The 26020-nt window shown below is 66.6% G+C and carries 21 protein-coding genes and 1 tRNA gene; 3 read left to right on the forward strand and 19 right to left on the reverse strand.

What is annotated here, in order from left to right; all coding sequences use genetic code 11:
• Positions 1–2 precede the first annotated feature (2 nt).
• The 5 genes from rplW to OTB19_RS02965 form a co-directional block, all read right to left on the reverse strand.
• Positions 3–326, reverse strand: a complete 324-nt coding sequence (gene rplW / locus OTB19_RS02945; protein WP_037792012.1) for a 50S ribosomal protein L23 — start codon at positions 324–326, stop codon at positions 3–5.
• Positions 326–976, reverse strand: a complete 651-nt coding sequence (gene rplD / locus OTB19_RS02950) for a 50S ribosomal protein L4 (protein ID WP_031146574.1) — start codon at positions 974–976, stop codon at positions 326–328. Before rplD ends, rplW begins: the two co-directional genes overlap by 1 nt.
• 4 nt (positions 977–980) lie before the next feature.
• Positions 981–1625 carry a 50S ribosomal protein L3 gene (gene rplC, locus OTB19_RS02955; RefSeq protein ID WP_053682621.1) on the reverse strand — a complete coding sequence of 215 codons (645 nt, stop codon included), beginning with the start codon at positions 1623–1625 and terminating at the stop codon, positions 981–983.
• 14 nt (positions 1626–1639) lie between these two features.
• A complete protein-coding gene (rpsJ, locus tag OTB19_RS02960; protein ID WP_003948644.1) occupies positions 1640–1948 on the reverse strand; it encodes a 30S ribosomal protein S10 in 309 nt (102 codons plus the stop codon).
• A 463-nt stretch (positions 1949–2411) separates the two neighbouring features.
• A complete protein-coding gene (locus tag OTB19_RS02965) occupies positions 2412–3635 on the reverse strand; it encodes a hypothetical protein (protein WP_324290499.1) in 1224 nt (407 codons plus the stop codon).
• Between the two features lie 446 nt (positions 3636–4081).
• Here OTB19_RS02965 and OTB19_RS02970 point away from each other — a divergent pair, with 446 nt between their 5' ends.
• The gene (locus tag OTB19_RS02970) at positions 4082–4354 is read left to right on the forward strand and encodes a hypothetical protein (RefSeq protein ID WP_267796319.1); all 273 of its coding nucleotides are present in this window, start codon (positions 4082–4084) and stop codon (positions 4352–4354) included.
• Positions 4355–4764: 410 nt separating this feature from the next.
• On the opposite strand, the gene tuf is transcribed toward OTB19_RS02970, so the two are convergent.
• The 4 genes from tuf to rpsL form a co-directional block, all read right to left on the reverse strand.
• Positions 4765–5958, reverse strand: a complete 1194-nt coding sequence (gene tuf, locus OTB19_RS02975) for an elongation factor Tu (protein ID WP_267796320.1) — start codon at positions 5956–5958, stop codon at positions 4765–4767.
• Positions 5959–6108: 150 nt separating this feature from the next.
• Positions 6109–8235 carry an elongation factor G gene (fusA, locus tag OTB19_RS02980; RefSeq protein ID WP_267796321.1) on the reverse strand — a complete coding sequence of 709 codons (2127 nt, stop codon included), beginning with the start codon at positions 8233–8235 and terminating at the stop codon, positions 6109–6111.
• A gap of 39 nt (positions 8236–8274) precedes the next feature.
• Entirely contained in the window at positions 8275–8745 is a 471-nt protein-coding gene (gene rpsG, locus OTB19_RS02985) for a 30S ribosomal protein S7 (RefSeq protein ID WP_053682626.1), read from the reverse strand.
• Between the two features lie 2 nt (positions 8746–8747).
• Positions 8748–9119 carry a 30S ribosomal protein S12 gene (rpsL, locus tag OTB19_RS02990; RefSeq protein WP_007265893.1) on the reverse strand — a complete coding sequence of 124 codons (372 nt, stop codon included), beginning with the start codon at positions 9117–9119 and terminating at the stop codon, positions 8748–8750.
• Between the two features lie 422 nt (positions 9120–9541).
• Here rpsL and OTB19_RS02995 point away from each other — a divergent pair, with 422 nt between their 5' ends.
• Entirely contained in the window at positions 9542–11023 is a 1482-nt protein-coding gene (locus tag OTB19_RS02995) for a DUF6056 family protein (RefSeq protein ID WP_267796322.1), read from the forward strand.
• 162 nt (positions 11024–11185) lie between these two features.
• Here the strand turns inward: OTB19_RS02995 and OTB19_RS03000 are convergent, their stop codons facing one another.
• From OTB19_RS03000 to OTB19_RS03045, 10 genes are all read right to left on the reverse strand, one after another.
• Positions 11186–15085 (reverse strand): DNA-directed RNA polymerase subunit beta', encoded by a 3900-nt coding sequence (locus OTB19_RS03000; RefSeq protein ID WP_267796323.1) that lies wholly within the window; start codon positions 15083–15085, stop codon positions 11186–11188.
• Between the two features lie 97 nt (positions 15086–15182).
• Entirely contained in the window at positions 15183–18665 is a 3483-nt protein-coding gene (gene rpoB, locus OTB19_RS03005) for a DNA-directed RNA polymerase subunit beta (RefSeq protein ID WP_267796324.1), read from the reverse strand.
• Between the two features lie 595 nt (positions 18666–19260).
• Positions 19261–19644 (reverse strand): 50S ribosomal protein L7/L12, encoded by a 384-nt coding sequence (gene rplL, locus OTB19_RS03010; RefSeq protein WP_267796325.1) that lies wholly within the window; start codon positions 19642–19644, stop codon positions 19261–19263.
• Between the two features lie 110 nt (positions 19645–19754).
• A complete protein-coding gene (rplJ, locus tag OTB19_RS03015) occupies positions 19755–20285 on the reverse strand; it encodes a 50S ribosomal protein L10 (protein WP_008739730.1) in 531 nt (176 codons plus the stop codon).
• Positions 20286–20571: 286 nt separating this feature from the next.
• Positions 20572–21441, reverse strand: a complete 870-nt coding sequence (locus OTB19_RS03020) for an LppX_LprAFG lipoprotein (protein ID WP_267796326.1) — start codon at positions 21439–21441, stop codon at positions 20572–20574.
• A gap of 208 nt (positions 21442–21649) precedes the next feature.
• Positions 21650–22378: a 50S ribosomal protein L1 gene (rplA, locus tag OTB19_RS03025; RefSeq protein ID WP_267796327.1), complete on the reverse strand. Its 729-nt coding sequence runs from the start codon at positions 22376–22378 to the stop codon at positions 21650–21652.
• 91 nt (positions 22379–22469) lie between these two features.
• A complete protein-coding gene (gene rplK, locus OTB19_RS03030) occupies positions 22470–22904 on the reverse strand; it encodes a 50S ribosomal protein L11 (protein ID WP_053682632.1) in 435 nt (144 codons plus the stop codon).
• A 168-nt stretch (positions 22905–23072) separates the two neighbouring features.
• Entirely contained in the window at positions 23073–23987 is a 915-nt protein-coding gene (gene nusG / locus OTB19_RS03035; protein WP_267796328.1) for a transcription termination/antitermination protein NusG, read from the reverse strand.
• A gap of 84 nt (positions 23988–24071) precedes the next feature.
• Entirely contained in the window at positions 24072–24353 is a 282-nt protein-coding gene (gene secE / locus OTB19_RS03040; RefSeq protein ID WP_030298162.1) for a preprotein translocase subunit SecE, read from the reverse strand.
• Between the two features lie 105 nt (positions 24354–24458).
• Positions 24459–24531, reverse strand: a tRNA-Trp gene (locus OTB19_RS03045).
• 204 nt (positions 24532–24735) lie between these two features.
• Between OTB19_RS03045 and OTB19_RS03050 the strand changes: the two genes are divergently transcribed.
• Positions 24736–25962: a pyridoxal phosphate-dependent aminotransferase gene (locus tag OTB19_RS03050; protein WP_267796329.1), complete on the forward strand. Its 1227-nt coding sequence runs from the start codon at positions 24736–24738 to the stop codon at positions 25960–25962.
• Positions 25963–26020: the final 58 nt, after the last annotated feature.

Raw genomic sequence — 26020 nt, forward strand, 5'->3', positions numbered from 1 at the left:
CGTTAGGAGGCCTGGCCGCCGAAGATGTCGATTCGGTCGCCCTCAGCGAGGGTCACGATGGCGCGCTTGGTGTTCGCGCGCTTGCCGAAACCGGTCTTGGTGCGCTTGCGCTTACCCTGACGGTTGATCGTGTTGACCCCGGTGACCTTGACCGAGAAGACCGCCTCGACGGCCTGCTTGATCTGGGTCTTGTTGGCGCCAGGCGCGACGATGAACGTGTACTTGTTCTCGTCCAGCAGCGCGTAGCTCTTCTCCGAGACAACCGGCTTGATCAGCAGGTCGCGCGGGTCAGTGAAGGTCTTGCTGGTAACGGTCGCCTCAGACATCAGGCGTCGCTCCCTTCGGTCTCATCGGCCTTGGGGCCAGACACGAAGGACTCGAAAGCGGCCTGAGTGAAGACCACGTCGTCAGAGACGATCACGTCGTACGTGTTCAGCTGGCCCGGCTCCAGGATGTGAACCTGGGGCAGGTTGCGGGCGGACAGCCACGCGGCCTCGTCGGCGCGGTCGACGACCAGGAGCAGGTTCTTGCGCTCCGAGATCTTGCCGAACAGCGTCTTCGCTGCCTTCGTGGAGGCGGCACCCTCGACCACGCCGGTGACGACGTGAATGCGGGAGTGACGCGCGCGGTCCGAGAGGGCACCGCGGAGAGCGGCGGCCTTCATCTTCTTCGGGGTCCGCTGGGAGTAGTCACGCGGCTGCGGGCCGTGGACGACGCCACCGCCGACGAACTGCGGAGCGCGGGTCGAACCCTGACGGGCGCGGCCGGTGCCCTTCTGGCGGTACGGCTTGCGGCCACCACCACGGACTTCGCCACGACGCTTGGTCTTGTGCGTGCCCTGACGGGCAGCAGCCAGCTGAGCGACAACGACCTGGTGGATCAGCGGAACGCTGGTCTTCGCGTCGAAGATCTCCGCGGGGAGCTCGACGGTACCGGCCTTGTCGCCTGCCGGCGAAAGGATGTCAATGGTGCTCATTACCTCAAGCCCCCTTGGCCGCGGTACGGACCAGGACGAGGCCGCCGTTCGGACCGGGGACCGCGCCCTTGATGAGGAGCAGACCCTTCTCCGCGTCAACCGCGTGGATGGTCAGGTTCTGGGTGGTGACGCGCTCGTTGCCCATACGACCGGCCATGCGCATGCCCTTGAAGACACGCCCAGGGGTGGCGCAGCCACCGATCGAACCGGGGGAGCGGTGCTTGCGCTGGACACCGTGACCGGCACCGAGGCCCTTGAAGTTGTGACGCTTCATGACACCGGCGAAGCCCTTGCCCTTGCTGTTGCCCGTGACGTCGACCTTGACGCCCGACTCGAACACAGCGGCGGTGATCTCCTGGCCGAGCGTGTACTCGCCGGCGTCGGAGGTGCGGAGCTCCACCAGGTGGCGGCGGGGGGTGACGTCGGCCTTGGCGAAGTGACCCTTGAGGGGCTTGTTCACCTTGCGAGGGTCGATTTCGCCGAAGGCGATCTGGACCGACTCGTAGCCGTCGATGTCGTTCTTACGGACCTGGGTAACGACGCAGGGTCCGGCCTTGACCACGGTCACCGGGACGACACGGTTGTTCTCGTCCCAGACCTGGGTCATGCCGAGCTTCTCGCCCAGGACGCCCTTGATCTGCTTTGCCATCTTCTCGACGCCTCTCAGAGCTTGATCTCGATGTCAACGCCGGCCGGAAGGTCCAGGCGCATCAGCGAGTCAACGGTCTTGGGGGTCGGGTCGAGGATGTCGATCAGGCGCTTGTGCGTGCGCATCTCGAAGTGCTCGCGCGAGTCCTTGTACTTGTGCGGCGACTTGATGACGCAGTACACGTTCTTCTCAGTGGGCAGCGGCACCGGGCCCGCGACCGACGCACCAGTGCGCGTCACCGTCTCGACGATCTTCTTCGCCGACGAATCGATGACCTCGTGGTCGTAGGCCTTGAGCCGGATGCGGATCTTCTGTCCCGCCATGGCTACTCCGTAGTCCTGTCTGTTGTGGAAACGCTCTGGCTCCCGGGCGGCTGTGGATCTCTCCACTGCTTCCCTCCGACCCACGCGGTCGGGCGTGTCGCACACCCTCTACAGAAAATTCCCATACGGAAATTCCCTCGTCCAAGGGGGTACGGTCCCAAGACCGCGCTTCGGGGGAGAAACACCCACCGGGTGCCTGGTCCGCACCGTGCTGACACTTCCCAGAAGATTCCCGTACGTCCGCCCCCATTGCTGCCCTGAGGGGCAGGTAAGGGCGACGAGTACTGTGGGACTCGCTTCCGGTCCTCCCGGCGGGAGGCGCGCAGCATCGGCACTCAACCGAGCAACTTGAGTAGTCTGCCATACGAGACACGTACTGCGCCAATCGGGCGCAGAAGAATACCCCGCCGCGCAGACACGTCAAACCGTGCCGCGCGGCGGGCGCCCGTGCAGGGGCCGCTGGTCAGGAGCGCGAGAGCGTCCCGCACTCCCCCGCGGGCCGGTCGGCGAGGTCCTTGCTGCGGTCGTAGGGATCCACGGCGGCCCCCGTGGGCCGGTCGCCGGACACCTTGTCGCGGTCGAACTGCGGGTGCAGGTAACCGTCGTGGACCCCGCAGCTGTCGTTGCCGAACTCTTCCTCGTGTTCGCCGTACTGCAGCGTCCCCGGGGTCACCCGGAACGTGACCGGGTCGTTCATGTACAGGCTCATCCGGCGCCGCACGATCGTGCGTTCCACCTGGTCCGAGCCGGCCGCGGCCTTCACCAGCGGGTAGACGAAGGTGTAGTCCGCGCGCACCCGCACCTCGCCGTCCGTGTCGCCGGCCTCGAAGCTCATCCGGCCCCGGACCTTGACGACCTCGCCGACCAGCCGGACCTCGGCCGGGTCGAAGCGACTGAACAGCGAGGTCGGGCTCGCGTCCTCGGACGGCTTGTCCAGGGCCCGCGCGAAGAGCGACCGGCCGCCTTCCTCCTGGAGGGGCTCCAGGAGCTTCAGGGCGGCCTCGGGGCGCCCTCCGCGCAGCGTCGCGGGGTCGATGTTCGAAGCGACCAGGAGTTCCTTCGTCAGGGTGAGCGCCTGGGCCACCCGCTCCTTCGACAGGCCGCCGACGGCCTTCGCCTCCGGCACCTCGATCGCGTTCGCCCCTTCGGCCCACTGGAGCGCCGGGGAGCCGCGGAAGGGCTCCTTGAGCGTCGGGCGGTCCGGGTCCGCCGACGGCGCCGCCGTCGGCCGTACGGACTCGGCGGGGAGCGGCTGTGCGGCCTGCGCGCCGTTCCCCTGGGAGTTCTCCCCGGTCAGCCGGTCGATGAGCAGCTCCGGCCGTACGACGACCAGGGCCAGGGCGGCGATGAACACGATGCCCGCGGTCGCCTTGAGGCGCCGGTTGCCCGTGCGGCCCCCGTCCCGCCCCTGCCACGCGGGCCCGGTCCGCCACCCCTCCGGCTCGGCGGCCCGACGGGCCGCCCGGGCCCGGCGCCCCCGCCACCGTCCCCGTTCCGCCGCGGCCCGCGCCTCGTCCTCCCGGCGCAGCCGCTCGGTGACCATCCGCGCCCGTGCGGACGGCTCGTGCGGAGCGGCCCCTCCCCCGACCCCGGACTCCCGCACGAACCGCTCCCACGCCTCGTCGGAAACGCCCGGTCTGCCGGCGTCGTCGTTGTTGCCCATGTCCCCGCCCCTGTAAAGATCCACGTCATGCGCTGCGGATCCTTACACACCCCCGACAGCGCGCTTCCACGGGGCCCGAATGGTGCGCGAACGGCTCGTCCCGGCCTTGGAGTTCGGGGTTCCCGGAGAACTCGGCGCCCCGGCCGGTCGCGCTCGACTCGGCACCTCACAGGGGTGGTTGTCCGAGCAGCCGACCACCCTCGGGAGCACGTCCCACCGGGTCGCGGGGGCCGCGTCGCGGGGGGCCTCGACGTCTGGGACAAGTACTCCGGAAGCGAAAGAACCACGCCAGACCCCTCCAGCCTCCCGGACGGGGCGCGTCGCTCACACGAGTGAACTACGCCAACTGGACTGGCTGGCACCCGGGTTGTCGGGCATACGCTCGCGGCGACAACTCCAGACATGCGTCGGCCCCCGACGGGACTCGCAATCCCGGCGGGGGCCTACCAACAAGGAAGTAGAGCTTCCCGATGGATAGCCAGAAGGGTACCGCCGTCGTGCGCGCCCCCGGGCGGAATCCGGGCGACACCCCTCGATCAGGTGTCATCCACGTCAACGTCCGCCACACGCGGCGCTTCACCGTGGTCGGCAACCACCTCGCCCAACACCCCGAGATGTCGCTCGTCGCGATCGGCCACGGGGTCCGCGTCCAGTCGCTGCCGACCGGGTCCCGCATCGGCATCAGGGACCTCGCCCCCCGCTTTGCCGAGAGCCGCCGCAGCCGCGCAACCCCGCCGGGCTGATCGCCCACCGGCTCACCGCCCAACTGCCGCCCGCCCTGCCCGACGAAGGCCCCCGCGCGGCCGCCCACGTACCGCCGGACCCCTTCCAGACATGCGAGGACGACGCCTGCGGCCTCGCCTTCCGGTCACCGGTGCCGGGCCTGTGCGGCGAATGCCGGGCCCCCGGGACGGCCGTCGCCTGGGCCCCGACGCCGTCCTCACGCACCCCGGCCCGCGCCCCGGCCCGCACCCGGGCCCCGGCAGCGCCCCGACACCGCCCCTCCGCCCCTCCGCCCCTCCCCCTTCGCCCCGGTGCGACCTCGCCCCGGGTACGACGAAGGGCCCCCTCCTCGACGCCGAAGCGTCGGGGAAGGGGCCCCTCTGTCAAACGTGGTGCCCGCTCTCGCGAGCCACCAGGTCAGACCGCGAAATTACTTCGTGATCTTGGTGACCTGGCCGGCGCCGACCGTACGACCACCCTCACGGATGGCGAACTTCAGGCCCTCTTCCATCGCGACAGGCTGGATGAGGGTGACAGTCATGTCGGTGTTGTCACCGGGCATGACCATCTCGGTGCCCTCGGGGAGGGTCACAACGCCCGTCACGTCCGTGGTACGGAAGTAGAACTGCGGGCGGTAGTTGTTGAAGAACGGGGTGTGACGGCCACCCTCGTCCTTCGACAGGATGTACGCGGCGGCCTCGAACTCGGTGTGCGGCGTGACCGAACCGGGCTTGATGATGACCTGGCCGCGCTCGACGTCCTCGCGCTTGATGCCACGGAGGAGCAGACCGACGTTCTCGCCCGCCTGGCCCTCGTCGAGCAGCTTGCGGAACATCTCGATGCCGGTGACCGTGGTGGTGGTCTTCTCCTGCTTGATGCCGATGATGTCAACGGTCTCGTTGACCTTCAGGACACCACGCTCGATGCGGCCGGTGACGACGGTGCCACGACCGGTGATCGTGAAGACGTCCTCGACGGGCATCAGGAACGGCTTCTCGGTGTCACGCGGAGGGGTCGGGATCGACTCGTCGACCGCGGCCATCAGGCCGAGAAGCTTCTCGCCCCACTCCTTGTCGCCCTCAAGAGCCTTGAGCGCGGAGACCTGAACGACCGGAAGGTCGTCGCCCGGGAAGTCGTACTCGGAGAGCAGCTCACGGACCTCGAGCTCGACGAGCTCAAGGATCTCCTCGTCGTCCACCATGTCGGCCTTGTTCAGGGCGACAACGATGTAGGGAACGCCGACCTGGCGGGCCAGGAGCACGTGCTCCTTGGTCTGCGGCATCGGGCCGTCGGTGGCGGCAACCACGAGGATCGCGCCGTCCATCTGCGCGGCACCCGTGATCATGTTCTTGATGTAGTCCGCGTGACCGGGGCAGTCGACGTGGGCGTAGTGACGCGCCTCGGTCTGGTACTCGACGTGCGCGATGGAGATGGTGATACCGCGCTGGCGCTCCTCAGGAGCCTTGTCGATCTGGTCGAAGGCCGAGGCCTCGTTCAGGTCCGGGTACGCGTCATGCAGCACCTTGGTAATGGCGGCCGTGAGGGTCGTCTTACCGTGGTCAATGTGACCGATGGTGCCGATGTTGACGTGCGGCTTAGTCCGCTCGAACTTCGCCTTCGCCACGGGGGTCCTCCTGGAGAGTGGTTCTGTACGCCTTACAGATCGGCGCCAGGTGATCTTTGCTGGATAGCCGGTTCCCCCGGGGCAATGGGAGTTTTGCTCCTGTTGCCCCAGAGGCTCCGGTGACAAGCCTAAAGCGTGTACTCGGAAGAGTTACTCGCCCTTGGCCTTCGCGATGATCTCCTCAGCGACGTTCCGGGGAACCTCGGCGTAGGAGTCGAACTGCATCGAGTAGCTGGCGCGACCCGAGGTCTTGCTGCGGAGGTCTCCGACGTAGCCGAACATCTCCGAAAGCGGCACGAGGCCCTTCACGATGCGAGCACCGTGACGCTCCTCCATGGCCTGAATCTGGCCACGGCGAGAGTTGATGTCGCCGATGACCTCACCCATGTAGTCCTCGGGCGTGGTGACCTCAACGGCCATCATCGGCTCAAGGAGCACGGGAGAAGCCTTGCGCGCGGCCTCCTTGAAGGCCTGCGAACCGGCGATCTTGAACGCGAGTTCGGAGGAGTCGACCTCGTGGTAGCCACCGTCGAGAAGAATGACGCGGACGCCGGTCATCTCGTAGCCGGCGAGGATGCCGAACTTCATGGCTTCCTGCGCACCGGCATCCACGGAGGGGATGTACTCACGCGGGATGCGGCCACCGGTGACCTTGTTCACGAACTCGTAGGTCGCCTCGCCACCCTCGATGGGCTCGATCGCGATCTGCACCTTGGCGAACTGACCGGTACCACCGGTCTGCTTCTTGTGGGTGTAGTCGTGACGCTCGACGGTCTTGCGGATCGTCTCGCGGTAGGCCACCTGCGGCTTGCCGACGTTCGCCTCGACCTTGAACTCGCGACGCATGCGGTCGACGAGGATGTCGAGGTGAAGCTCGCCCATACCACCGATGATGGTCTGGCCGGTCTCCTCGTCCGAGTGAACCTGGAAGGAGGGGTCCTCCTCCGCGAGACGCTGGATGGCAACACCCAGCTTCTCCTGGTCACCCTTGGACTTGGGCTCGATGGCGACCTGAATGACCGGGGCCGGGAAGTCCATGGACTCCAGGATGACCGGGTTCTTGTCGTCACACAGCGTCTCACCGGTGGTGGTCTGCTTCAGGCCCATGACGGCGACGATGTCGCCGGCGCCCACCGAGTCGATCTCCTCACGCTTGTTCGCGTGCATGCGGTAGATCTTGCCGATGCGCTCCTTCTTGCCCTTGACGGAGTTCAGCACCGCGGTGCCGGCCTCCAGGCGACCGGAGTAGATCCGGACGAAGGTGAGCTTGCCGAGGTGCGGGTCGCTCGCGATCTTGAACGCGAGGGCCGACAGCGGCTCGGAGTCGGACGGCTTGCGCTTGACCACGACCTCCGGGTCCTTGACGTCGTGGCCTTCGATGGCCTCGACGTCCAGGGGGGAGGGCAGGTAGCGCACGACGGCGTCGAGCAGGGGCTGAACGCCCTTGTTCTTGAACGCGGTGCCGCAGAACACGGGGGTGACGGTGGTGTCGCCGCCCTTGCCGGACGCGATGGTGATGCGACGAACAGCGGCGTAGAGCTGCTCCTCGGTGGGCTCGACGCCCTCCAGGAACAGTTCCATCAGCTCTTCGTCGTTCTCCGCGACGGCCTCGACGAGCTTGCCGCGCCATTCCTCGGCGAGCTCGGTGTGCGAGGCGGGGATGTCGACGACGTCGTACATCTCGCCCTTGGAGGCTTCGGCGGACCAGACGAGGGCCTTCATGCGAACCAGGTCGACAACGCCCTGGAAGTCCATCTCGGCGCCGATCGGGAGCTGCATGACGATCGGGGTCGCGCCGAGGCGGTCCGTGATCATGTCAACGCAGCGGAAGAACTCGGCGCCGGTACGGTCCAGCTTGTTCACGAAGCAGATGCGCGGCACGCCGTAACGGTCGGCCTGACGCCACACCGTCTCGGACTGCGGCTCCACACCGGCGACACCGTCGAAGACGGTGACGGCGCCGTCGAGGACGCGGAGCGAACGCTCCACCTCGACGGTGAAGTCGACGTGGCCCGGGGTGTCGATGATGTTGATGGTGTGGTCAACGTCTTCGAGGGGCCAGTGGCAGGTCGTCGCGGCAGACGTGATGGTGATACCACGCTCCTGCTCCTGCTCCATCCAGTCCATCGTGGCAGCGCCGTCGTGGACCTCACCGATCTTGTAGGACACACCGGTGTAGAACAGGATGCGCTCGGTGGTGGTCGTCTTGCCCGCGTCGATGTGGGCCATGATCCCGATGTTGCGGACCTTGGCCAGGTCAAGCGAAGTGGTAGCCATAAGGCTTCGGTCTTCTCTCGGTCTCGATGTGGGGTGGGACTACCAGCGGTAGTGCGCGAAGGCCTTGTTGGACTCGGCCATCTTGTGCGTGTCCTCGCGCTTCTTGACGGCAGCGCCAAGACCGTTGGAGGCGTCGAGCAGCTCGTTCATGAGGCGCTCGGTCATGGTCTTCTCACGACGGGCGCGGGAGTAACCCACGACCCAGCGCAGCGCCAGGGTGGCGGCGCGACCGGGCTTGACCTCGATCGGCACCTGGTAGGTGGCTCCACCGACACGGCGGGACTTGACCTCGAGCGACGGCTTGACGTTCTCCAGCGCGCGCTTCAGCGTGATGACCGGGTCAGCGCCGGTCTTCTCGCGGAGGCCTTCCATGGCGCCGTAAACGATGCGCTCGGCGGTGGAGCGCTTGCCGTTCAGGAGGATCTTGTTGATGAGCGACGTCACCAGAGGAGATGCGTAGACCGGGTCGATGATGACCGGGCGCTTCGGGGCGGGGCCCTTACGAGGCATTCTTACTTCTCCTTCTTGGCGCCGTAGCGGCTGCGGGCCTGCTTGCGGTTCTTGACAGCCTGGGTGTCAAGCGCACCGCGGATGATCTTGTAACGAACACCCGGCAGGTCCTTCACACGGCCACCACGCACGAGCACGATCGAGTGCTCCTGCAGGTTGTGTCCCTCACCCGGAATGTAGGCCGTGACCTCGATGCCGGAGGTCAGACGCACACGCGCGACCTTACGGAGCGCCGAGTTCGGCTTCTTCGGGGTGGTCGTGAACACACGCGTGCAGACGCCGCGACGCTGGGGCGAAGCCTCAAGCGCGGGGGTCTTTGTCTTCTCGACCTTGTCCTGCCGGCCCTTCCGGACCAGCTGCTGGATCGTAGGCACTACTTCTCCGGTTTCTGTGTGCCGTGTAGTGAAACTAACCTGGAACTTGCCGACCCACGCGGTCGGGTGTGTCGGATCCGGCGGACCTCCGTGCAAGCACGGAAACGCTTGGATCGCGGTGGCTGATTCGTCCCTCATGCGGTTGATGGACACGCACGGGAACCAGGCACACCCCAGGCACAAGGTATGAGCGTACCTACCTCATTGACTCCGGTCAAAACAAATGCTCCCGGGCACCTTCGGCGCAGGCCGGCGGCGTCCCGGCCGGCGGACCGCCGCGCGGCGGTCCGAGGAGGTGGAAGCCGCAGGGGGCGCGAAGTCTAGACTTCTACCCGATCATCCCCGGTCCCGGACGCCGTTTCTCGCCCTCTGTGGCACGGCGAGCGGCCGCCGCGGAACGGCCCCGTCGCGAAAGATCCCGAATGCCGCTCGATTCCATACGAGAACGCCTGCGTCCGCTCTTGTCGTACGCCGCAGTCGTCATCGCCCTCGCCGCCTCTGCCCTGCTGGCCGTCGGCGCCTTCCTGGGCCTCTACGTCCGCCCCACCTCGGATGACTGGTGCGCCGCCTGGAAGGCCCGCGACATGGGCATCTTCGGGATCACCACCGACTTCTACAACACGCAGAACGGCCGGCTCACCAACGCCTTCATGAGCGGGATCGTCTACTCCGACGGAATCCTCGGCACGAAGGTCATGCCCACCCTCATCATCCTGACGATGGGCGCCGGCCTGGTGATGCTGGCCCGCGTCGGCCTGCGCGCGCTCGGCTGGCAGGTGCCGATCGCGGTGCTGATCGCCGCGTCCGTCGTGGTCACCGCCCTGTTCTCCTTCGCGGGCACGCGCAACTACCAGGCCCTGCTGTGGGCCCCGGCCACGATCTCGCACACGGTCCCCGCCATCATCGGGATCTGGGCCGTGCTGATCGCCGTCTGGGCCGGCCGTTCGGGCCGTGTCTGGCCGCGCCGCCTCGCCCTCGCCGCCGCCGTCGTGATCGGCTTCGGCATCGGCACCCTGAGCGAGCCCTTCACCATCGTGGGCGGCCTGTTCATGGGCGTGGCCATGCTGCTGAGCATCCCGAAGGTGGGGCTCGCCCGCACCTGGTGGTCCTTCACCTGGCTCGCCACGTACTGCGTCAGCAGCCTGGTCGGCCTGGCCGTGCTGTACACCTCCCCCGGTGCGAAGTGGCGCCGCTCGGTCCAGCCGCACACCGACTCGATGCTCTCCGGGAAGGCCCTGCGCAAGTCCTTCGAGGACTGGGGCAACATCTGGGACGCGATCGGCGGCCAGTGGGCCTACCTCGGCGCCGTCGCCGCGGGCCTCCTGATCGGTCTGGCCGTCGCGTACCTCTCCCCCACGGGCGCCGAGCGCGTCACCGCGATCCCGGGCCGCCTGAAGGTCCTGCTGGTCGTCCTGCCGGTGCCGGTCCTGATGCTCGCCTCCTTCGTGGTGGCCATGGCCCTGAACAACGGCTACGGCCCCACCGGCTGGACCTACGCGCGGACCTGGAACAGCTTCATGGTCCCGTTCCTGATGACGCTGTGCCTGTACGGGATCCTGGCCGGCCGCGCCATCGGCGTCCGGCTCGCCTCCGTCGACCGCGGCAGCCTGCTCCCGGGCGCCCTCGTCGTGGTCCTCGCCGCCGGGTTCACCGTCGCCTCCGTGGGCGCGCTCGTGCCCGCCGTGCAGGAGATGACCAAGGACACCGTCTACCGCTCCCTGGTGTGGGACAAGCAGGACGCCCGGATCCGCAAGGAGGTCTCCCGCGGTGCGACGGACGTGATGTACAAGCCGTCCTACATCGGGAAGCTCGCCGAGCCGTACTTCACCAAGAACAAGGACAAGGACTGGGTCGCCCAGTGCGTGTCGAAGTACTACGGCGTCGAGGACATCCACAAGCCCTGACCCCGCCCCGACCCCGCGTCCGTACCCCGGCGCCTCCCGGACTTCCGGGGGCGCCGGCGTCGTACGGCCCCCCTGCGGCCCCCGGACGGGTAGCCCTTCCCCGGACACGAGGAAGCCCCCCGCCGCTCCTCTCGGAGCGACGGGGGGCTTTCTCGGTGACCTTTAGCCGTTGTACGGGCCGTAGTCGTAGTCCTCCAGCGGGACAGCCTGGCCGGAGCCGGTGCCGAAGGGCGAGTAGTCGATGTCGTCGTAACCGACGGCCGAGTACATCGCGGCCTTGGCTTCCTCGGTGGGCTCGACCCGGATGTTGCGGTAGCGGGCGAGGCCCGTACCGGCGGGGATGAGCTTACCGATGATGACGTTCTCCTTGAGGCCGATCAGGGAGTCGGACTTGGCGTTGATCGCCGCGTCCGTCAGAACCCTGGTCGTCTCCTGGAAGGACGCCGCCGACAGCCACGACTCGGTGGCGAGCGAGGCCTTGGTGATACCCATCAGCTGCGGACGGCCGGAGGCGGGGTGACCGCCCTCGGTGACCACACGACGGTTCTCGGTCTCGAACTTCGACCGCTCGACCAGCTCGCCCGGCAGGAGCTCCGCGTCGCCGGACTCGATGATCGTCACGCGGCGGAGCATCTGCCGAATGATGATCTCGATGTGCTTGTCGTGGATCGACACGCCCTGCGAGTTGTAGACCTTCTGGACTTCGCCGACCAGGTGGACCTGGACCGCGCGCTGACCGAGGATGCGCAGCACGTCGTGCGGGTTGGTGGCACCCATGGTGAGCTTCTGGCCCACCTCGACGTGGTCGCCCTCGTGCACGATGACCTTGGCGCGCTTGGAGATCGGGAACGCCGTCTCCTCGCTGCCGTCGTCGGGCGTGATGACGATCTTCTTCGTCTTCTCGGTCTCCTCGATCCGCACGCGACCGGCGGCCTCGGAGATCGGGGCGACACCCTTCGGGGTACGGGCCTCGAAGAGCTCGACGACACGCGGCAGACCCTGCGTGATGTCGTCACCGGCCACACCACCGGTGTGGAAGGTACGCATCGTCAGCTGGGTACCGGGCTCACCGATGGACTGGGCGGCGATGATGCCGACCGCCTCACCGATGTCGACCAGCTTGCCGGTGGCGAGCGAGCGTCCGTAGCAGAAGGCACAGGTGCCGACTGCGGACTCACAGGTCAGGACCGAGCGGGTCTTGACCTCCTCGACGCCGTTCGCGATGAGGGCGTCGATGAGCACGTCACCGAGGTCCACGTTGGCCGGCGCGATGACCTTGCCGTCGATGACGACGTCCTCGGCCAGCATGCGGGCGTAGATGGAGGTCTCGACGTCGTCGGCCTTGCGCAGAACGCCGGCCTCGTCCTTGACACCGATCTTGAGCTTGAGGCCGCGCTCGGTGCCGCAGTCCTCCTCGCGGATGATGACGTCCTGCGAGACGTCCACCAGACGACGGGTGAGGTAACCCGAGTCGGCGGTACGCAGGGCGGTGTCCGCCAGACCCTTACGGGCACCGTGCGTGGAGATGAAGTACTCCAGAACGGTGAGGCCCTCACGGAAGGACGCCTTGATCGGACGCGGGATGGTCTCGTTCTTCGCGTTCGACACCAGACCACGCATACCGGCGATCTGTCGCATCTGCATCATGTTTCCTCGGGCACCCGAGTCAACCATCATGAAGATGGGGTTCGTCTTGGGGAAGTTCGCGTTCATCGCCTCGGCAACCTCGTTGGTCGCCTTGGTCCAGATCGCGATGAGCTCCTGCGTGCGCTCGTCCTTGGTGATCAGACCGCGCTCGTACTGCTTCTGGACCTTCTCGTCCAGCTCCTCGTAGCCCTTGACGATGGCCTTCTTGGCCTCGGGCACGACGACGTCGGAGATGGCCACGGTGACGCCCGAACGGGTCGCCCAGTGGAAGCCGGCCGCCTTCAGGTTGTCGAGCGTCGCCGCCACGATGACCTTGGGGTAGCGCTCCGCCAGGTCGTTGACGATCTCGGAGAGCTGCTTCTTGCCCACCGAGTAGTCGACGAACGGGTAGTCCTCGGGCAGCAGCTCGTTGAAGAGCGCGCGGCCCAGGGTGGTGCGCAGACGGAAGCTGTCGCCCGGCTGGAACTCCTGCTCGCCCTCTTCGCGGACCGGGGGCACCCAGCCGCGCGGCGGGATGGTGCCCACCGGGAAGCGAATGTCGACGGCCGACTGGAGAGCCAGCTCACTGTTGTCGAACGCCATGGTCGCCTCGGCCGTGGAGCCGAACGCGCGGCCCTCGCCCTTGGTGTCACGGAGCTCGCCGTCGGTGGTGAGGAAGAACAGACCCAGCACCATGTCCTGGGTCGGCATGGTGACGGGACGACCGTCGGCCGGCTTCAGGATGTTGTTCGAGGACAGCATCAGGATGCGGGCCTCGGCCTGCGCCTCCGCGGAGAGCGGCAGGTGCACGGCCATCTGGTCACCGTCGAAGTCCGCGTTGAACGCGGTGCAGACGAGCGGGTGGATCTGGATGGCCTTGCCTTCGACCAGCTGGGGCTCGAAGGCCTGGATGCCGAGGCGGTGCAGCGTGGGCGCACGGTTCAGCAGAACCGGGTGCTCGGCGATGACCTCTTCGAGCACGTCGTAGACGACCGTGCGGCCGCGCTCGACCATGCGCTTCGCCGACTTGATGTTCTGCGCGTGGTTCAGGTCGACCAGGCGCTTCATCACGAACGGCTTGAAGAGCTCCAGCGCCATGGCCTTCGGCAGACCGCACTGGTGCAGCTTCAGCTGAGGACCGACGACGATCACGGAACGCGCGGAGTAGTCCACGCGCTTGCCGAGGAGGTTCTGACGGAATCGACCCTGCTTGCCCTTGAGCATGTCGCTCAGGGACTTCAGGGGACGGTTGCCGGGACCGGTGACCGGGCGACCACGACGACCGTTGTCGAAGAGGGCGTCGACGGCCTCCTGGAGCATGCGCTTCTCGTTGTTCACGATGATCTCGGGGGCACCGAGGTCGAGAAGGCGCTTCAGGCGGTTGTTGCGGTTGATCACGCGGCGGTACAGGTCGTTCAGGTCGGAGGTCGCGAAGCGGCCACCGTCCAGCTGCACCATCGGACGCAGGTCCGGCGGGATGACCGGCACGCAGTCCAGAACCATGCCCTTGGGCTTGTTGCTGGTCTGCAGGAACGCGGAGACGACCTTGAGGCGCTTGAGCGCACGGGTCTTCTTCTGGCCCTTGCCGGTACGGATGATCTCGCGGAGGCGCTCGGCCTCCTCCTCCAGGTCGAAGGACTCCAGGCGCTTCTGCAGCGCCGCGGCGCCCATGCAACCGTCGAAGTACGTGCCGAAGCGGTCACGCAGCTCGCGGTAGAGGAGCTCGTCGCCCTCCAGGTCCTGGACCTTGAGGTTCTTGAAGCGGGCCCACACCTCGTCGAGGCGGTCGATCTCGCGCTGGGCGCGGTCACGGAGCTGCTTCATCTCGCGCTCGGCACCTTCGCGCACCTTGCGGCGTACGTCGGCCTTCGCGCCCTCGGCCTCAAGCTCGGCCAGGTCGGTCTCGAGCTTCTTGGCACGGCCTTCGAGGTCCGCGTCACGGCGGTTCTCGATCTGCTGGCGCTCGACGGAGACGTGCGCCTCCAGCGACGGGAGGTCGCGGGTGCGACGCTCGTCGTCGACGAACGTGATCATGTACGCGGCGAAGTAGATGACCTTCTCGAGGTCCTTCGGCGCGAGGTCCAGCAGGTATCCGAGGCGCGACGGGACGCCCTTGAAGTACCAGATGTGGGTGACGGGAGCGGCAAGCTCGATGTGGCCCATCCGCTCACGACGCACCTTGGCGCGCGTGACCTCGACGCCGCAGCGCTCGCAGATGATGCCCTTGAATCGGACACGCTTGTACTTGCCGCAGTAGCACTCCCAGTCCCGGGTCGGACCGAAGATCTTCTCGCAGAAGAGTCCGTCCTTCTCGGGCTTGAGGGTGCGGTAGTTGATGGTCTCCGGCTTCTTGACCTCGCCGTGCGACCAGGTTCGGATGTCGTCCGCGGTGGCAAGGCCGATCCGCAGCTCGTCGAAGAAGTTGACGTCGAGCACTGTGCGTCAATCCCTCTTTCGGGGTCGAGTCTCAATCATGGTCTGAACGGTCCCGGGGATGACGGGGGGCTCTTGAGCGAGCCCCCCGTCAGGCCCGTCAGACCTCTTCGACGCTGCTCGGCTCGCGCCGGGACAGGTCGATACCGAGCTCCTCCGCCGCGCGGAAGACGTCCTCGTCGGTGTCGCGCATCTCGATGGACATGCCGTCCGAGGACAGCACCTCCACGTTGAGGCAAAGCGACTGCATTTCCTTGATGAGCACCTTGAAGGACTCGGGAATGCCCGGCTCGGGGATGTTCTCGCCCTTGACGATGGCCTCGTAGACCTTCACGCGGCCGGTGACGTCATCGGACTTGATGGTCAGCAGCTCCTGGAGGGCGTAAGCGGCGCCATAAGCCTCAAGCGCCCACACCTCCATCTCACCGAAGCGCTGGCCACCGAACTGCGCCTTACCACCCAGCGGCTGCTGCGTGATCATCGAGTACGGACCGGTCGACCGAGCGTGGAGCTTGTCGTCGACCAGGTGGTGGAGCTTGAGGATGTACATGTACCCGATGGAGACCGGGTCCGGGAACGGCTCGCCGGAGCGGCCGTCGAACAGACGCGCCTTGCCGGACGGGAGGACCAGACGGTCACCGTCGCGGTTCGGGATGGTGTGCTCGAAGAGGCCGGCGAGCTCGTCCTCGCGGGCACCGTCGAACACCGGGGTGGCGACGTTGGTACCGGGCTCGACGCGGTCGGCACCGATGACCTTCAGTCGCTCGGCCCAGTCCTCGGCGAGACCGGAGACGTCCCAACCGCGGCTGGCGAGCCAGCCGAGGTGGATCTCCAGGACCTGTCCCGGGTTCATTCGGGACGGGACACCCAGGGGGTTCAGGATGATGTCGACCGGCGTGCCGTCCTCAAGGAAGGGCATGTCCTCGATCGGAAGGATCTTGGAGATGACACCCTTGTTGCCGTGGCGGCCGGCGAGCTTGTCACCGTCGGTGATCTTGCGCTTCTGGGCGACGTAGACGCGGACCAGCTGGTTCACGCCCGGAGGAAGCTCGTCGCCCTCCTCGCGGTCGAAGACGCGGACACCGATGACCTTGCCGATCTCACCGTGAGGAACCTTGAGCGAGGTGTCACGCACCTCGCGGGCCTTCTCACCGAAGATCGCGCGGAGCAGACGCTCCTCCGGGGTCAGCTCGGTCTCACCCTTGGGCGTGACCTTGCCGACCAGGATGTCGCCGGCGACGACGTCCGCACCGATGCGGATGATGCCGCGCTCGTCGAGGTCGGCGAGGACCTCCTCGGAGACGTTCGGGATGTCCCGGGTGATCTCCTCGGGGCCCAGCTTGGTGTCACGGGCGTCGACCTCGTGCTCCTCGATGTGGATCGAGGAGAGGACGTCGTCCTGCACGAGGCGCTGCGACAGGATGATCGCGTCCTCGTAGTTGTGACCTTCCCAGGGCATGAACGCGACGAGCAGGTTCTTGCCGAGGGCCATTTCGCCCTCTTCGGTCGCGGGACCGTCGGCGAGGACCTGCGCCTCGATGATGCGGTCACCCTCGTTGACGATGACCTTCTGGTTGACCGAGGTGCCCTGGTTCGAGCGGGAGAACTTCGCGACGCGGTACGTGGTGTACGTGCCGTCGTCGTTGGCGACGGTGATGTAGTCGGCCGAGACCTCCTGGACGACACCGTCCTTCTCCGCGCGGATCGAGTCACCGGCGTCGACGGCGCAGCGGTACTCCATGCCGGTGCCGACGAGCGGCGCCTCCGCCTTGATGAGCGGAACGGCCTGGCGCATCATGTTCGCGCCCATGAGGGCACGGTTGGCGTCGTCGTGCTCCAGGAAGGGGATCATCGCGGTCGCGACGGACACCATCTGGCGCGGGGAGACGTCCATGTAGTCGACGTCGTCGCCGGCGATGTAGTCGATCTCGCCACCACGACGGCGAACCAGTACGCGGTTCTCCGTGAAGCGCATGTCGTCGGACAGGCCGGCGTTGGCCTGGGCGATGACGAAGCGGTCTTCCTCGTCCGCGGTCAGGTAGTCGACGTCGTCGGTGACGACACCTTCGATGACCTTGCGGTACGGGGTCTCGACGAAACCGAACGCGTTGACGCGGCCGTAGGACGCGAGCGAGCCGATCAGACCGATGTTCGGGCCTTCGGGGGTCTCGATCGGGCACATGCGGCCGTAGTGCGACGGGTGCACGTCACGGACCTCGAAGCCGGCCCGCTCACGCGAGAGACCACCCGGACCGAGCGCCGACAGACGGCGCTTGTGGGTGAGACCCGACAGCGGGTTGTTCTGGTCCATGAACTGCGACAGCTGGCTGGTGCCGAAGAACTCCTTGATGGAGGCGACGACCGGCCGGATGTTGATCAGGGTCTGCGGCGTGATCGCCTCGACGTCCTGGGTCGTCATCCGCTCGCGGACGACGCGCTCCATACGAGCCAGACCCGTGCGGACCTGGTTCTGGATGAGCTCGCCGACGTTGCGCAGACGACGGTTGCCGAAGTGGTCGATGTCGTCGGTCTCGACGACGATCGAACGGCCGGACTCGCCGGTCGTCTCGGTCTCACCGGCGTGCAGCTTGACCAGGTACTTGATGGTCGCGATGACGTCGTCCGTGGTGAGCACACCGGCGTCCAGCGGCTCGTCCGCGCCGAGCTTCTTGTTCACCTTGTAGCGGCCGACCTTGGCGAGGTCGTAGCGCTTCGGGTTGAAGTAGAGGTTCTCGAGCAGCGTCTGAGCGGCCTCGCGGGTCGGCGGTTCGCCCGGACGCAGCTTGCGGTAGATGTCGAGCAGCGCGTCGTCCTGGCCCTGGGTGTGGTCCTTCTCCAGGGTGGCGCGCATGGACTCGTACTCGCCGAACTCTTCGAGGATCTGCTCGGTGGTCCAGCCGAGAGCCTTCAGGAGGACGGTGACGGACTGCTTGCGCTTGCGGTCGATGCGGACACCGACCATGTCGCGCTTGTCGATCTCCATCTCCAGCCAGGCACCCCGGGACGGGATGATCTTGGCTGCGAAGATGTCCTTGTCGGACGTCTTGTCGATGGAGGAGTCGAAGTAGACACCAGGGGAACGGACCAGCTGCGACACGACGACACGCTCGGTGCCGTTGATGACGAACGTGCCCTTGTTGGTCATGAGCGGGAAATCGCCCATGAAGACCGTCTGAGACTTGATCTCTCCGGTCTCGTTGTTCGTGAACTCGGCGGTGACGAAAAGCGGCGCCGCGAACGTGAAGTCGCGGTCCTTGCACTCGTCGACCGAGTTCTTCGCCGGCTCGAAACGGTGGTCGCGGAACGTCAGCGACATCGACCCGGAGAAGTCCTCGATCGGCGAGATCTCCTCGAAGATCTCTTCCAGACCGGACTTGGTGGGAACGTCCTGTCCGCTCTCAAGCGCCGACTCGACGCGAGACTTCCAGGCGGCGTTGCCGAGCAGCCAGTCAAAGCTCTCGGTCTGCAGCGCCAGGAGGTTCGGAACCTCGAGGGGCTCCTTGATCTTTGCAAAGGAGATGCGCAGCGGGGCGGTGCTGGCACCGTTGTTCGTATTGGTCGAGGCGTTGCGCGAGGCGGCCAAGAGGGGGTCCTTCCGAGGGCTCGGACTCACTACGCGCGTACCGGTCCCAGCCGACACAGAAGACGGACGCCCCCGACTTGGCCGAAAGACCAGGTCAGGACGGATCAATCAAGTGTGCTCAAGCGTGGGCATGCCCCTGGCGACGGGCAGGGGGCAGCTAACAGGCAGCGCAAAGGGTCAGTGTAGCCACTCGGCTCACTGATGTCCAGACCAGGTTTCCGGAAACCGGCAACAGGCCTTCCCCGTGTCGTTTAAAAACCAACCCTGCATCCAACGCTGCGGCGCTCTCGTACACAGAGCGCGTATCAGTACTGCCCTCTTCGTGGTCGATCCATGCCTCGGATCGTCGATCCTCGCCTCGGATCACCGGAGCGAGCCGACTCATCTCACGACGGGTCTGAGAATTGCGCGCCACCGGCCGTTCGTCAAGGCCCCCTGCTCCGAGCGGATCATCTCCGGACCCTGCTTCGAGGCAACGAAGATCACCCTACTCCCCAACGAGACCAGGGCAAGTCAGGCACTCCGGGTACGCCAAAGGGCGACCACCCTTACGGGTGATCGCCCTTTGAAGAGGCTTCAGAGAGCCTCTGAGGTGTTACTTGACCTCGACAGCCGCGCCGGCAGCCTTGAGGGACTCGGCGGCCTTGTCAGCGGCCTCCTTGGCGACCTTCTCGAGGACCGGCTTCGGAGCGCCGTCCACGAGGTCCTTGGCCTCCTTCAGACCCAGGGAGGTCAGCTCGCGCACGACCTTGATGACCTGGATCTTCTTGTCGCCGGCGCCGGTGAGGATGACGTCGAACTCGTCCTGCTCCTCAGCAGCCTCGGCAACGGCGCCCGGGCCGGCCGGACCGGCAACGGCGACGGCCGCGGCGGCGGTGACGTCGAACTTCTCCTCGAAGGCCTTCACGAACTCGGAGAGCTCGATGAGGGTCATCTCCTCGAACTGGGCGAGGAGGTCGTCCTGAGAGAGCTTCGCCATGATGGGCGATCCTTCCACTAATTCGGCAGGTGCCGGATGTATATAGAGGCGGGCGTAACGGCCCGCTACGACCCACGCACTAGGCGGCGTGGATCAGTGCGCGAGCCGAATTACTCGGCACCGCCCTGCTCGGCGAGCTTGACGCGAAGCGCTTCCGCGGTGCGGACGAACTTCGACGGCAGCGCCTGGAAGAGCGAGGCAGCCTGAGACTGCTTGCCCTTGAACGCGCCGGCCAGCTTGCTGAGCAGAACCTCGCGGGACTCGAGGTCCGCAAGCTTCTTGATCTCATCGGCGGTGAGCGCCTTACCATCAAGGACACCCGCCTTGATGATGAGGTTCGGGTTGTCCTTGGCGAAGTCACGCAGGCTCTTCGCCGACTCCACCGGGTCACCGGTGATGAAGGCGACCGCGGTCGGACCAGCGAAGTGCTCGTCCAGCGCGGTGATCCCGGCCTGGTTGGCCGCAATCTTGGTCAGCGTGTTCTTCACCACGGCGTACTGGGCGTTCTCACCGAGCGAACGACGCAGCGTCTTGAGCTGCGCCACGGTGAGACCCCGGTACTCGGTCAGCACGGCGGCGTTCGAGCTCTGGAACGCGTCCTTGAGCTCGGCTACCGCGGCAGCCTTGTTGGGCGTCGGCATAGCGCTTCGGCCTCCTTCCGGGTGATGAGGACCGCTCAGAAGGGGCTGGACAACAAGAACGCCCCGGCGCAAGCGCACGGGGCGTAGCTCGACCGGATGAATCCGGGAGCTTTCCACGAACACCTGCGCAGGACGTCCGCATTCAGCGGATCCTTCGGCCACCGCACCCTTGCGAGTACGGCAACGACCAGCGGTCTTTGGCTTCTGGGGAAGCGTACGTGAACCAGACGCTGTCAAGCAAATCCGCTCGGGATCAGCCCGTACGACGGGTCCGGGAGGGGGCCGATCAGCCCTGCGCGCCGCTGTCCTTCATCATCTGGCCGAGGTCCATGACCTGGTCGGCCGGCGGGGCGGTGATCTCGACCGGCTTGTTGAAGTCGAGGAACTTGATGGTCATGTCCATCGGGCCCTTGGTTGCGGCGCCACGGGTGCGGACCTGCTTGGTGTGGTCCTGCTCGTCGATCCACATGTCCAGGGTCAGGCTCTTGATGCCCTCGTCCTCCAACGCCTTGAGGGACTTCTCCTGGCGCTGCTTCTCCTCGGGCGTCGCCGTCGCCAGGGAGGCCCGCATCTTCTCCAACGGGACGGTGCCGACGAGGTGCCGCGTCTTCACGCCGTCGATGGTCTCGTCGCCGAGGGACGTGAGGTCCTGGGCCTTGAGCAGCGCGTCGGCCTGGTCACTCGGGTTCTGGCCCGACTGCGAGGCCTGGCCGAGGTTCTCCATCTGCTTCGCGGTCTCGGGGTCCATCGCCTTGATGTCGAACTTCATCCACTTGCCGTCAGTGCCCATGTACATGGCGCCGTCCAGCATGCGGATCTCGACCGACTCGGCGCCGCCCGTGGCGCCGGGGGTCGCCATCTTCATGGCCATGGCCACGGTGGGCTTCATGCGCATCGAAGCCTCGCCGGAGACCTTCTCGCCCATGGCGGTCCCGGACATGGTGTAGCGAAGCGAGGTGATCTCCTCGGACTTCTTCTTCACCTTCTCCAGGTACGCGGCCGGCGTGACCTGGACGGCGGCCTTGGACGGCGTGGCGGCCGGAGCCGCCGGCTTGGCCGCTCCGTCCTTCTTGCCGTCCTCACACGCCGTGGCCCCACCCACGAGCAGGACGGCGGCCAAAACGGCGCCGGCGGTCTTGTTGCGGTGTACGAGCATGGAGTCCCCACCCCTGATGTGATCGTTTGTTTGATTTCGACCTTACGCGGCGTGATCCGGCATCGTCGTGTGCATTTCGCGCGTTCCGCGCAGGTGTGGCGCGCCCCACAGAAGGGCGGGGAAAGCGAACGGGCCCCTCGGCTCCCGTGAGGGAGCCGAGGGGCCCGTTCTGCCGTTCAGCGAGCCCGAGGGCTCAGAGCCGTGAGGCTCAGACCGCGGCCGGGTCTTCCTCGACGAGGAGGTTCCGGGTGCGGTTCGAGTCCAGCTGGATGCCGGGACCCATCGTGGTGCTCAGGGCGGCCTTCTTGATGTAACGGCCCTTCGCGGCGGACGGCTTCAGACGAAGGATCTCATCCAGGGCCGCGCCGTAGTTCTCGACGAGCTGCTCATCGGAGAAGGAGACCTTGCCGATGATGAAGTGCAGGTTCGAGTGCTTGTCGACGCGGAACTCGATCTTGCCACCCTTGATCTCGGTGACAGCCTTGGCGACGTCCATCGTGACGGTGCCGGTCTTCGGGTTCGGCATGAGGCCACGGGGACCGAGCACGCGGCCGAGGCGGCCGACCTTGCCCATGAGGTCCGGGGTGGCGACAACGGCGTCGAACTCGTTGAGGCGGTTGCCCTTGGCGATCTCGTTGATCAGCTCGTCATCGCCGACGATGTCGGCGCCGGCGGCTTCCGCGGCCGCAGCACGGTCACCGGTCGCGAAGACCAGGACCCGGGCGGTCTTGCCGGTGCCGTGCGGGAGGTTCACGGTGCCGCGGACCATCTGGTCGGCCTTGCGCGGGTCTACACCCAGGCGGAAGGCGATCTCGACGGTGCTGTCGAACTTGGTGGCGGAGGTCTCCTTGGCGAGACGGACGGCCTCGAGCGGGGCGTACTGCTTCTCCCGGTCGACCTTGGCGTCCGCAGCGCGGAGAGTCTTGCTGCGCTTCACTTCTGCTCCTGTGTTGTGACTTCAGGCGTGGAGTCGTGGTGCGGACCAGCGCTTGGCCCTACCACTGGTGTTGCTGGGCGGTGTGGCTGAATCAGCCTTCGACCGTGATGCCCATCGAACGCGCGGTGCCGGCGATGATCTTCTCGGCCGCGTCGATGTCGTTGGCGTTCAGGTCAGGCATCTTGAGCGTGGCGATCTCGCGGACCTGGTCACGCGTGAGCTTCGCGACCTTGGTCTTGTGCGGCTCGCCGGAGCCCTTCTCCACGCCCGCGCTCTTCAGGATGAGGCGCGCGGCCGGCGGAGTCTTGGTGATGAAGGTGAAGGAACGGTCGTCGTAGACCGTGATCTCCACCGGCACGACCATGCCACGCTGCGACTCGGTCGCGGCGTTGTAGGCCTTGCAGAACTCCATGATGTTGACGCCGTGCTGACCGAGCGCGGGGCCGACCGGCGGAGCCGGGTTGGCCGCACCGGCCTTGATCTGGAGCTTGATAAGCCCCGTGATCTTCTTCTTCTTGGGAGGCATTGCTCTCTCCGGGTCCTAGTGAGAGTTTTCGCCTTCATCCGGTCATCCGGATGGAGGCATACCGCACCACGATAACGGGTATCGGTGCGAGGCTAAAAACCGAGCAGGTCAGACCACCCTTTTCGGGGCGATCTGACCTGTTCGAAGCAGTTGCTCAGAGGAACGTGATCAGTTCTTCTGGATCTGGTCGAAGCTGAGTTCGACCGGGGTCTCGCGACCGAAGATCTCGACGAGACCCTTGACCTTCTTCGAGTCCGGGTTGATCTCGTTGATCGTCGCCTGCAGCGTCGCGAACGGGCCGTCGGTGACGGTGACCGAGTCGCCGACCTCGAAGTCCAGGACCTCGATGGTGCGCTTGACGGCCGGCGCGGGCAGGCCCGCGGCCTCGGCGGCGGCCTTGTCGGCCTTCTCCTTGGCCTCCGGCGCGAGCATCTTGAGGATCTCGTCCAGGGTCAGCGGGTACGGGTCGTAGGCGTTGCCGACGAAGCCGGTGACACCGGGGGTGTTGCGGACGACGCCCCAGGACTCGTTCGTCAGATCCATGCGGACGAGAACGTAACCGGGCAGCTTGTTCTGCCGGACGTTCTTGCGCTCGCCGTTCTTGATCTGGACGATCTCTTCCTCGGGCACCTCGGCCTGGTAGATGAACTCCTCGACGTTCAGCGAGACGGCGCGCTGCTCCAGGTTCGCCTTCACGCGCTTCTCGTAGCCCGCGTAGGTGTGGATCACGTACCACTCGCCCGGCAGGGAGCGCAGCTCCTGGCGCAGGGCCTCGGTGGGGTCGACCGGCTCGGCGGGCTCGACCTCGGCGGCCTCTTCGGCAGCCTCGTCGTCCTCGGCCTCTTCGGCGTCCTCGTCGGTCTCGACGTCGTCGGTGGCCTCTTCGGCCTCCGCGTCGTCCTCGGCCTGCGCGTCAACCTCGTCCTCGACGTGCAGCGCGGCCTCTTCGGCGGCGGCACCCGCCTCGGCGTCGGCGAGCTCGGCTTCGTCGGGGTCCACGGCGTCTGCAGCCTCGACGATGTCGAGCTCGTCCTCGACGGACTCGACGGAGTCGGGGCTCACGTTCAGGTTCGGGTCAGACACGGTGGCTGCTTCTTCCTGGATACAAAAGGTGGTCGAACATGCGAAAACGGGCGGCACCCATCAAGGCGCCGCCCTCCGCGGGGATCAGCCGAAGACGAACTTGATGGCTTCCTGGAACCCATAGTCAATCACGGTCACCAGACCGATCATGATGACGACGAAGACAATCACCACGGTGGTGTACGTCGTGAGTTGGTTGCGGGTCGGCCATACAACCTTGCGGAGTTCCGCGACAATCTGGCGGTAGAACAGCGCGAGCCGGCCCAGAGGGCCCTTCTTGCCGCGCTTGCCGCCCTTGCGGGCCTTCTTCTCGCGAGTGTCGTCCTCGGCGTCAGGCATGTCGATGGAGCCCAGGGCGTCCGTCACGTCTCTCACCTGAATCCGGGTCGTGGCCGTAGCCGCGCCCGGTTGCGCCGCACGGCGTTGCATCGAAGTACGTACCTGCGCACACATCCGAGAAGGAGTGTGGAGCAGGGCCGGAGGGACTCGAACCCCCAACCGCTGGTTTTGGAGACCAGTGCTCTACCAATTGAGCTACGACCCTTTGCGTTCCCCAACCTACCGCATCCGAGCGAGTGCACGGAGTGCGCACGCTTTGGAGCTGTCGGCGAGGTCCAACGACAGGTGAGCATACGTGCTCCTGGCCCTGACGTCGAACAGAAGCCGCCGGGGAGGGCGTCCGGATCTCGTTCGTCCGGTACCTGAAACGGTGTGCGGCGCTTCCGGACCGTCTGGGACGATTGGACCCATGACCTCTGCAACGCCTTCCTCCGAGCGCCGGGTGTCCGCCCGTATCGGCGCCATTTCCGAGTCCGCCACCCTCGCCGTGGACGCCAAGGCCAAGGCCCTCAAGGCCGCCGGGCGCCCGGTGATCGGCTTCGGCGCGGGCGAGCCCGACTTCCCGACGCCGGACTACATCGTCGAGGCCGCCGTCGAGGCCTGCCGCAACCCGAAGAACCACCGCTACACGCCGGCCGGCGGTCTGCCCGAGCTGAAGGCCGCGATCGCCGCGAAGACGTTGCGCGACTCCGGCTACGAGGTCGACGCCTCCCAGATCCTGGTGACCAACGGCGGCAAGCAGGCCATCTACGAGGCGTTCGCGGCCATCCTCGACCCGGGCGACGAGGTCATCGTCCCGGCTCCGTACTGGACCACCTACCCGGAGTCGATCCGCCTCGCGGGCGGCGTCCCGGTCGAGGTCGTCGCCGACGAGACCTCCGGTTACCGGGTCTCGGTCGAGCAGCTGGAGGCCGCGCGCACCGAGCGCACCAAGGTCGTCCTCTTCGTCTCCCCCTCCAATCCGACGGGCGCCGTCTACTCCGAGGCCGACGCCGAGGCGATCGGCCGTTGGGCCGCCGACAAGGGCCTGTGGGTCCTGACGGACGAGATCTACGAGCACCTGGTCTACGGCGACGCGAAGTTCGTCTCGCTCCCGGCGATCGTTCCCGAGCTGGCCGACAAGTGCATCATCGTGAACGGCGTCGCCAAGACGTACGCGATGACGGGCTGGCGCGTGGGCTGGATCATCGGCCCCAAGGACGTCGTGAAGGCCGCGACCAACCTCCAGTCCCACGCCACCTCCAACGTCTCCAACGTGGCGCAGGTCGCGGCGCTGGCCGCCGTGTCCGGCAACCTGGACGCGGTCCACGAGATGCGCGTCGCCTTCGACCGCCGCCGCCAGACGATCGTGCGGATGCTGAACGAGATCGACGGCGTGTTCTGCCCGACGCCCGAGGGTGCCTTCTACGTGTACCCGTCGGTCAAGGACGTGCTCGGCAAGGAGATCCGCGGCAAGCGCCCGCAGACCTCCGTCGAGCTGGCCGCGCTGATCCTCGACGAGGCCGAGGTCGCGGTCGTCCCGGGCGAGGCCTTCGGCACCCCGGGTTACCTCCGTCTCTCGTACGCGCTGGGCGACGAGGACCTGGTGGAGGGCGTGTCCCGGATCCAGAAGCTGCTGGCGGAGGCCAAGGCCTAGTCCTGCGGGGCTTTCCGAGCGGTTCACGAGCGGCGGTTCCCCGGCCCGGGGGGCCGCC

It is taken from the genome of Streptomyces sp. H27-H5, assembly GCF_026627505.1.
Taxonomy (GTDB): domain Bacteria; phylum Actinomycetota; class Actinomycetes; order Streptomycetales; family Streptomycetaceae; genus Streptomyces.

Coding starts and splice junctions, on each gene's coding strand:
- rplJ (WP_008739730.1), bottom strand. CDS start 20,285: ATGCCGACGCCCAACAAGGCTGCCGCGGTAGCCGAGCTCAAGGACGCG.
- fusA (WP_267796321.1), bottom strand. CDS start 8,235: ATGGCTACCACTTCGCTTGACCTGGCCAAGGTCCGCAACATCGGGATC.
- OTB19_RS03050 (WP_267796329.1), top strand. CDS start 24,736: ATGACCTCTGCAACGCCTTCCTCCGAGCGCCGGGTGTCCGCCCGTATC.
- OTB19_RS02970 (WP_267796319.1), top strand. CDS start 4,082: ATGGATAGCCAGAAGGGTACCGCCGTCGTGCGCGCCCCCGGGCGGAAT.
- OTB19_RS03020 (WP_267796326.1), bottom strand. CDS start 21,441: ATGCTCGTACACCGCAACAAGACCGCCGGCGCCGTTTTGGCCGCCGTC.
- rpsG (WP_053682626.1), bottom strand. CDS start 8,745: ATGCCTCGTAAGGGCCCCGCCCCGAAGCGCCCGGTCATCATCGACCCG.
- rpsJ (WP_003948644.1), bottom strand. CDS start 1,948: ATGGCGGGACAGAAGATCCGCATCCGGCTCAAGGCCTACGACCACGAG.
- OTB19_RS02995 (WP_267796322.1), top strand. CDS start 9,542: ATGCCGCTCGATTCCATACGAGAACGCCTGCGTCCGCTCTTGTCGTAC.
- rplW (WP_037792012.1), bottom strand. CDS start 326: ATGTCTGAGGCGACCGTTACCAGCAAGACCTTCACTGACCCGCGCGAC.
- rplC (WP_053682621.1), bottom strand. CDS start 1,625: ATGGCAAAGCAGATCAAGGGCGTCCTGGGCGAGAAGCTCGGCATGACC.
- rplL (WP_267796325.1), bottom strand. CDS start 19,644: ATGGCGAAGCTCTCTCAGGACGACCTCCTCGCCCAGTTCGAGGAGATG.
- rplD (WP_031146574.1), bottom strand. CDS start 976: ATGAGCACCATTGACATCCTTTCGCCGGCAGGCGACAAGGCCGGTACC.
- rplK (WP_053682632.1), bottom strand. CDS start 22,904: ATGCCTCCCAAGAAGAAGAAGATCACGGGGCTTATCAAGCTCCAGATC.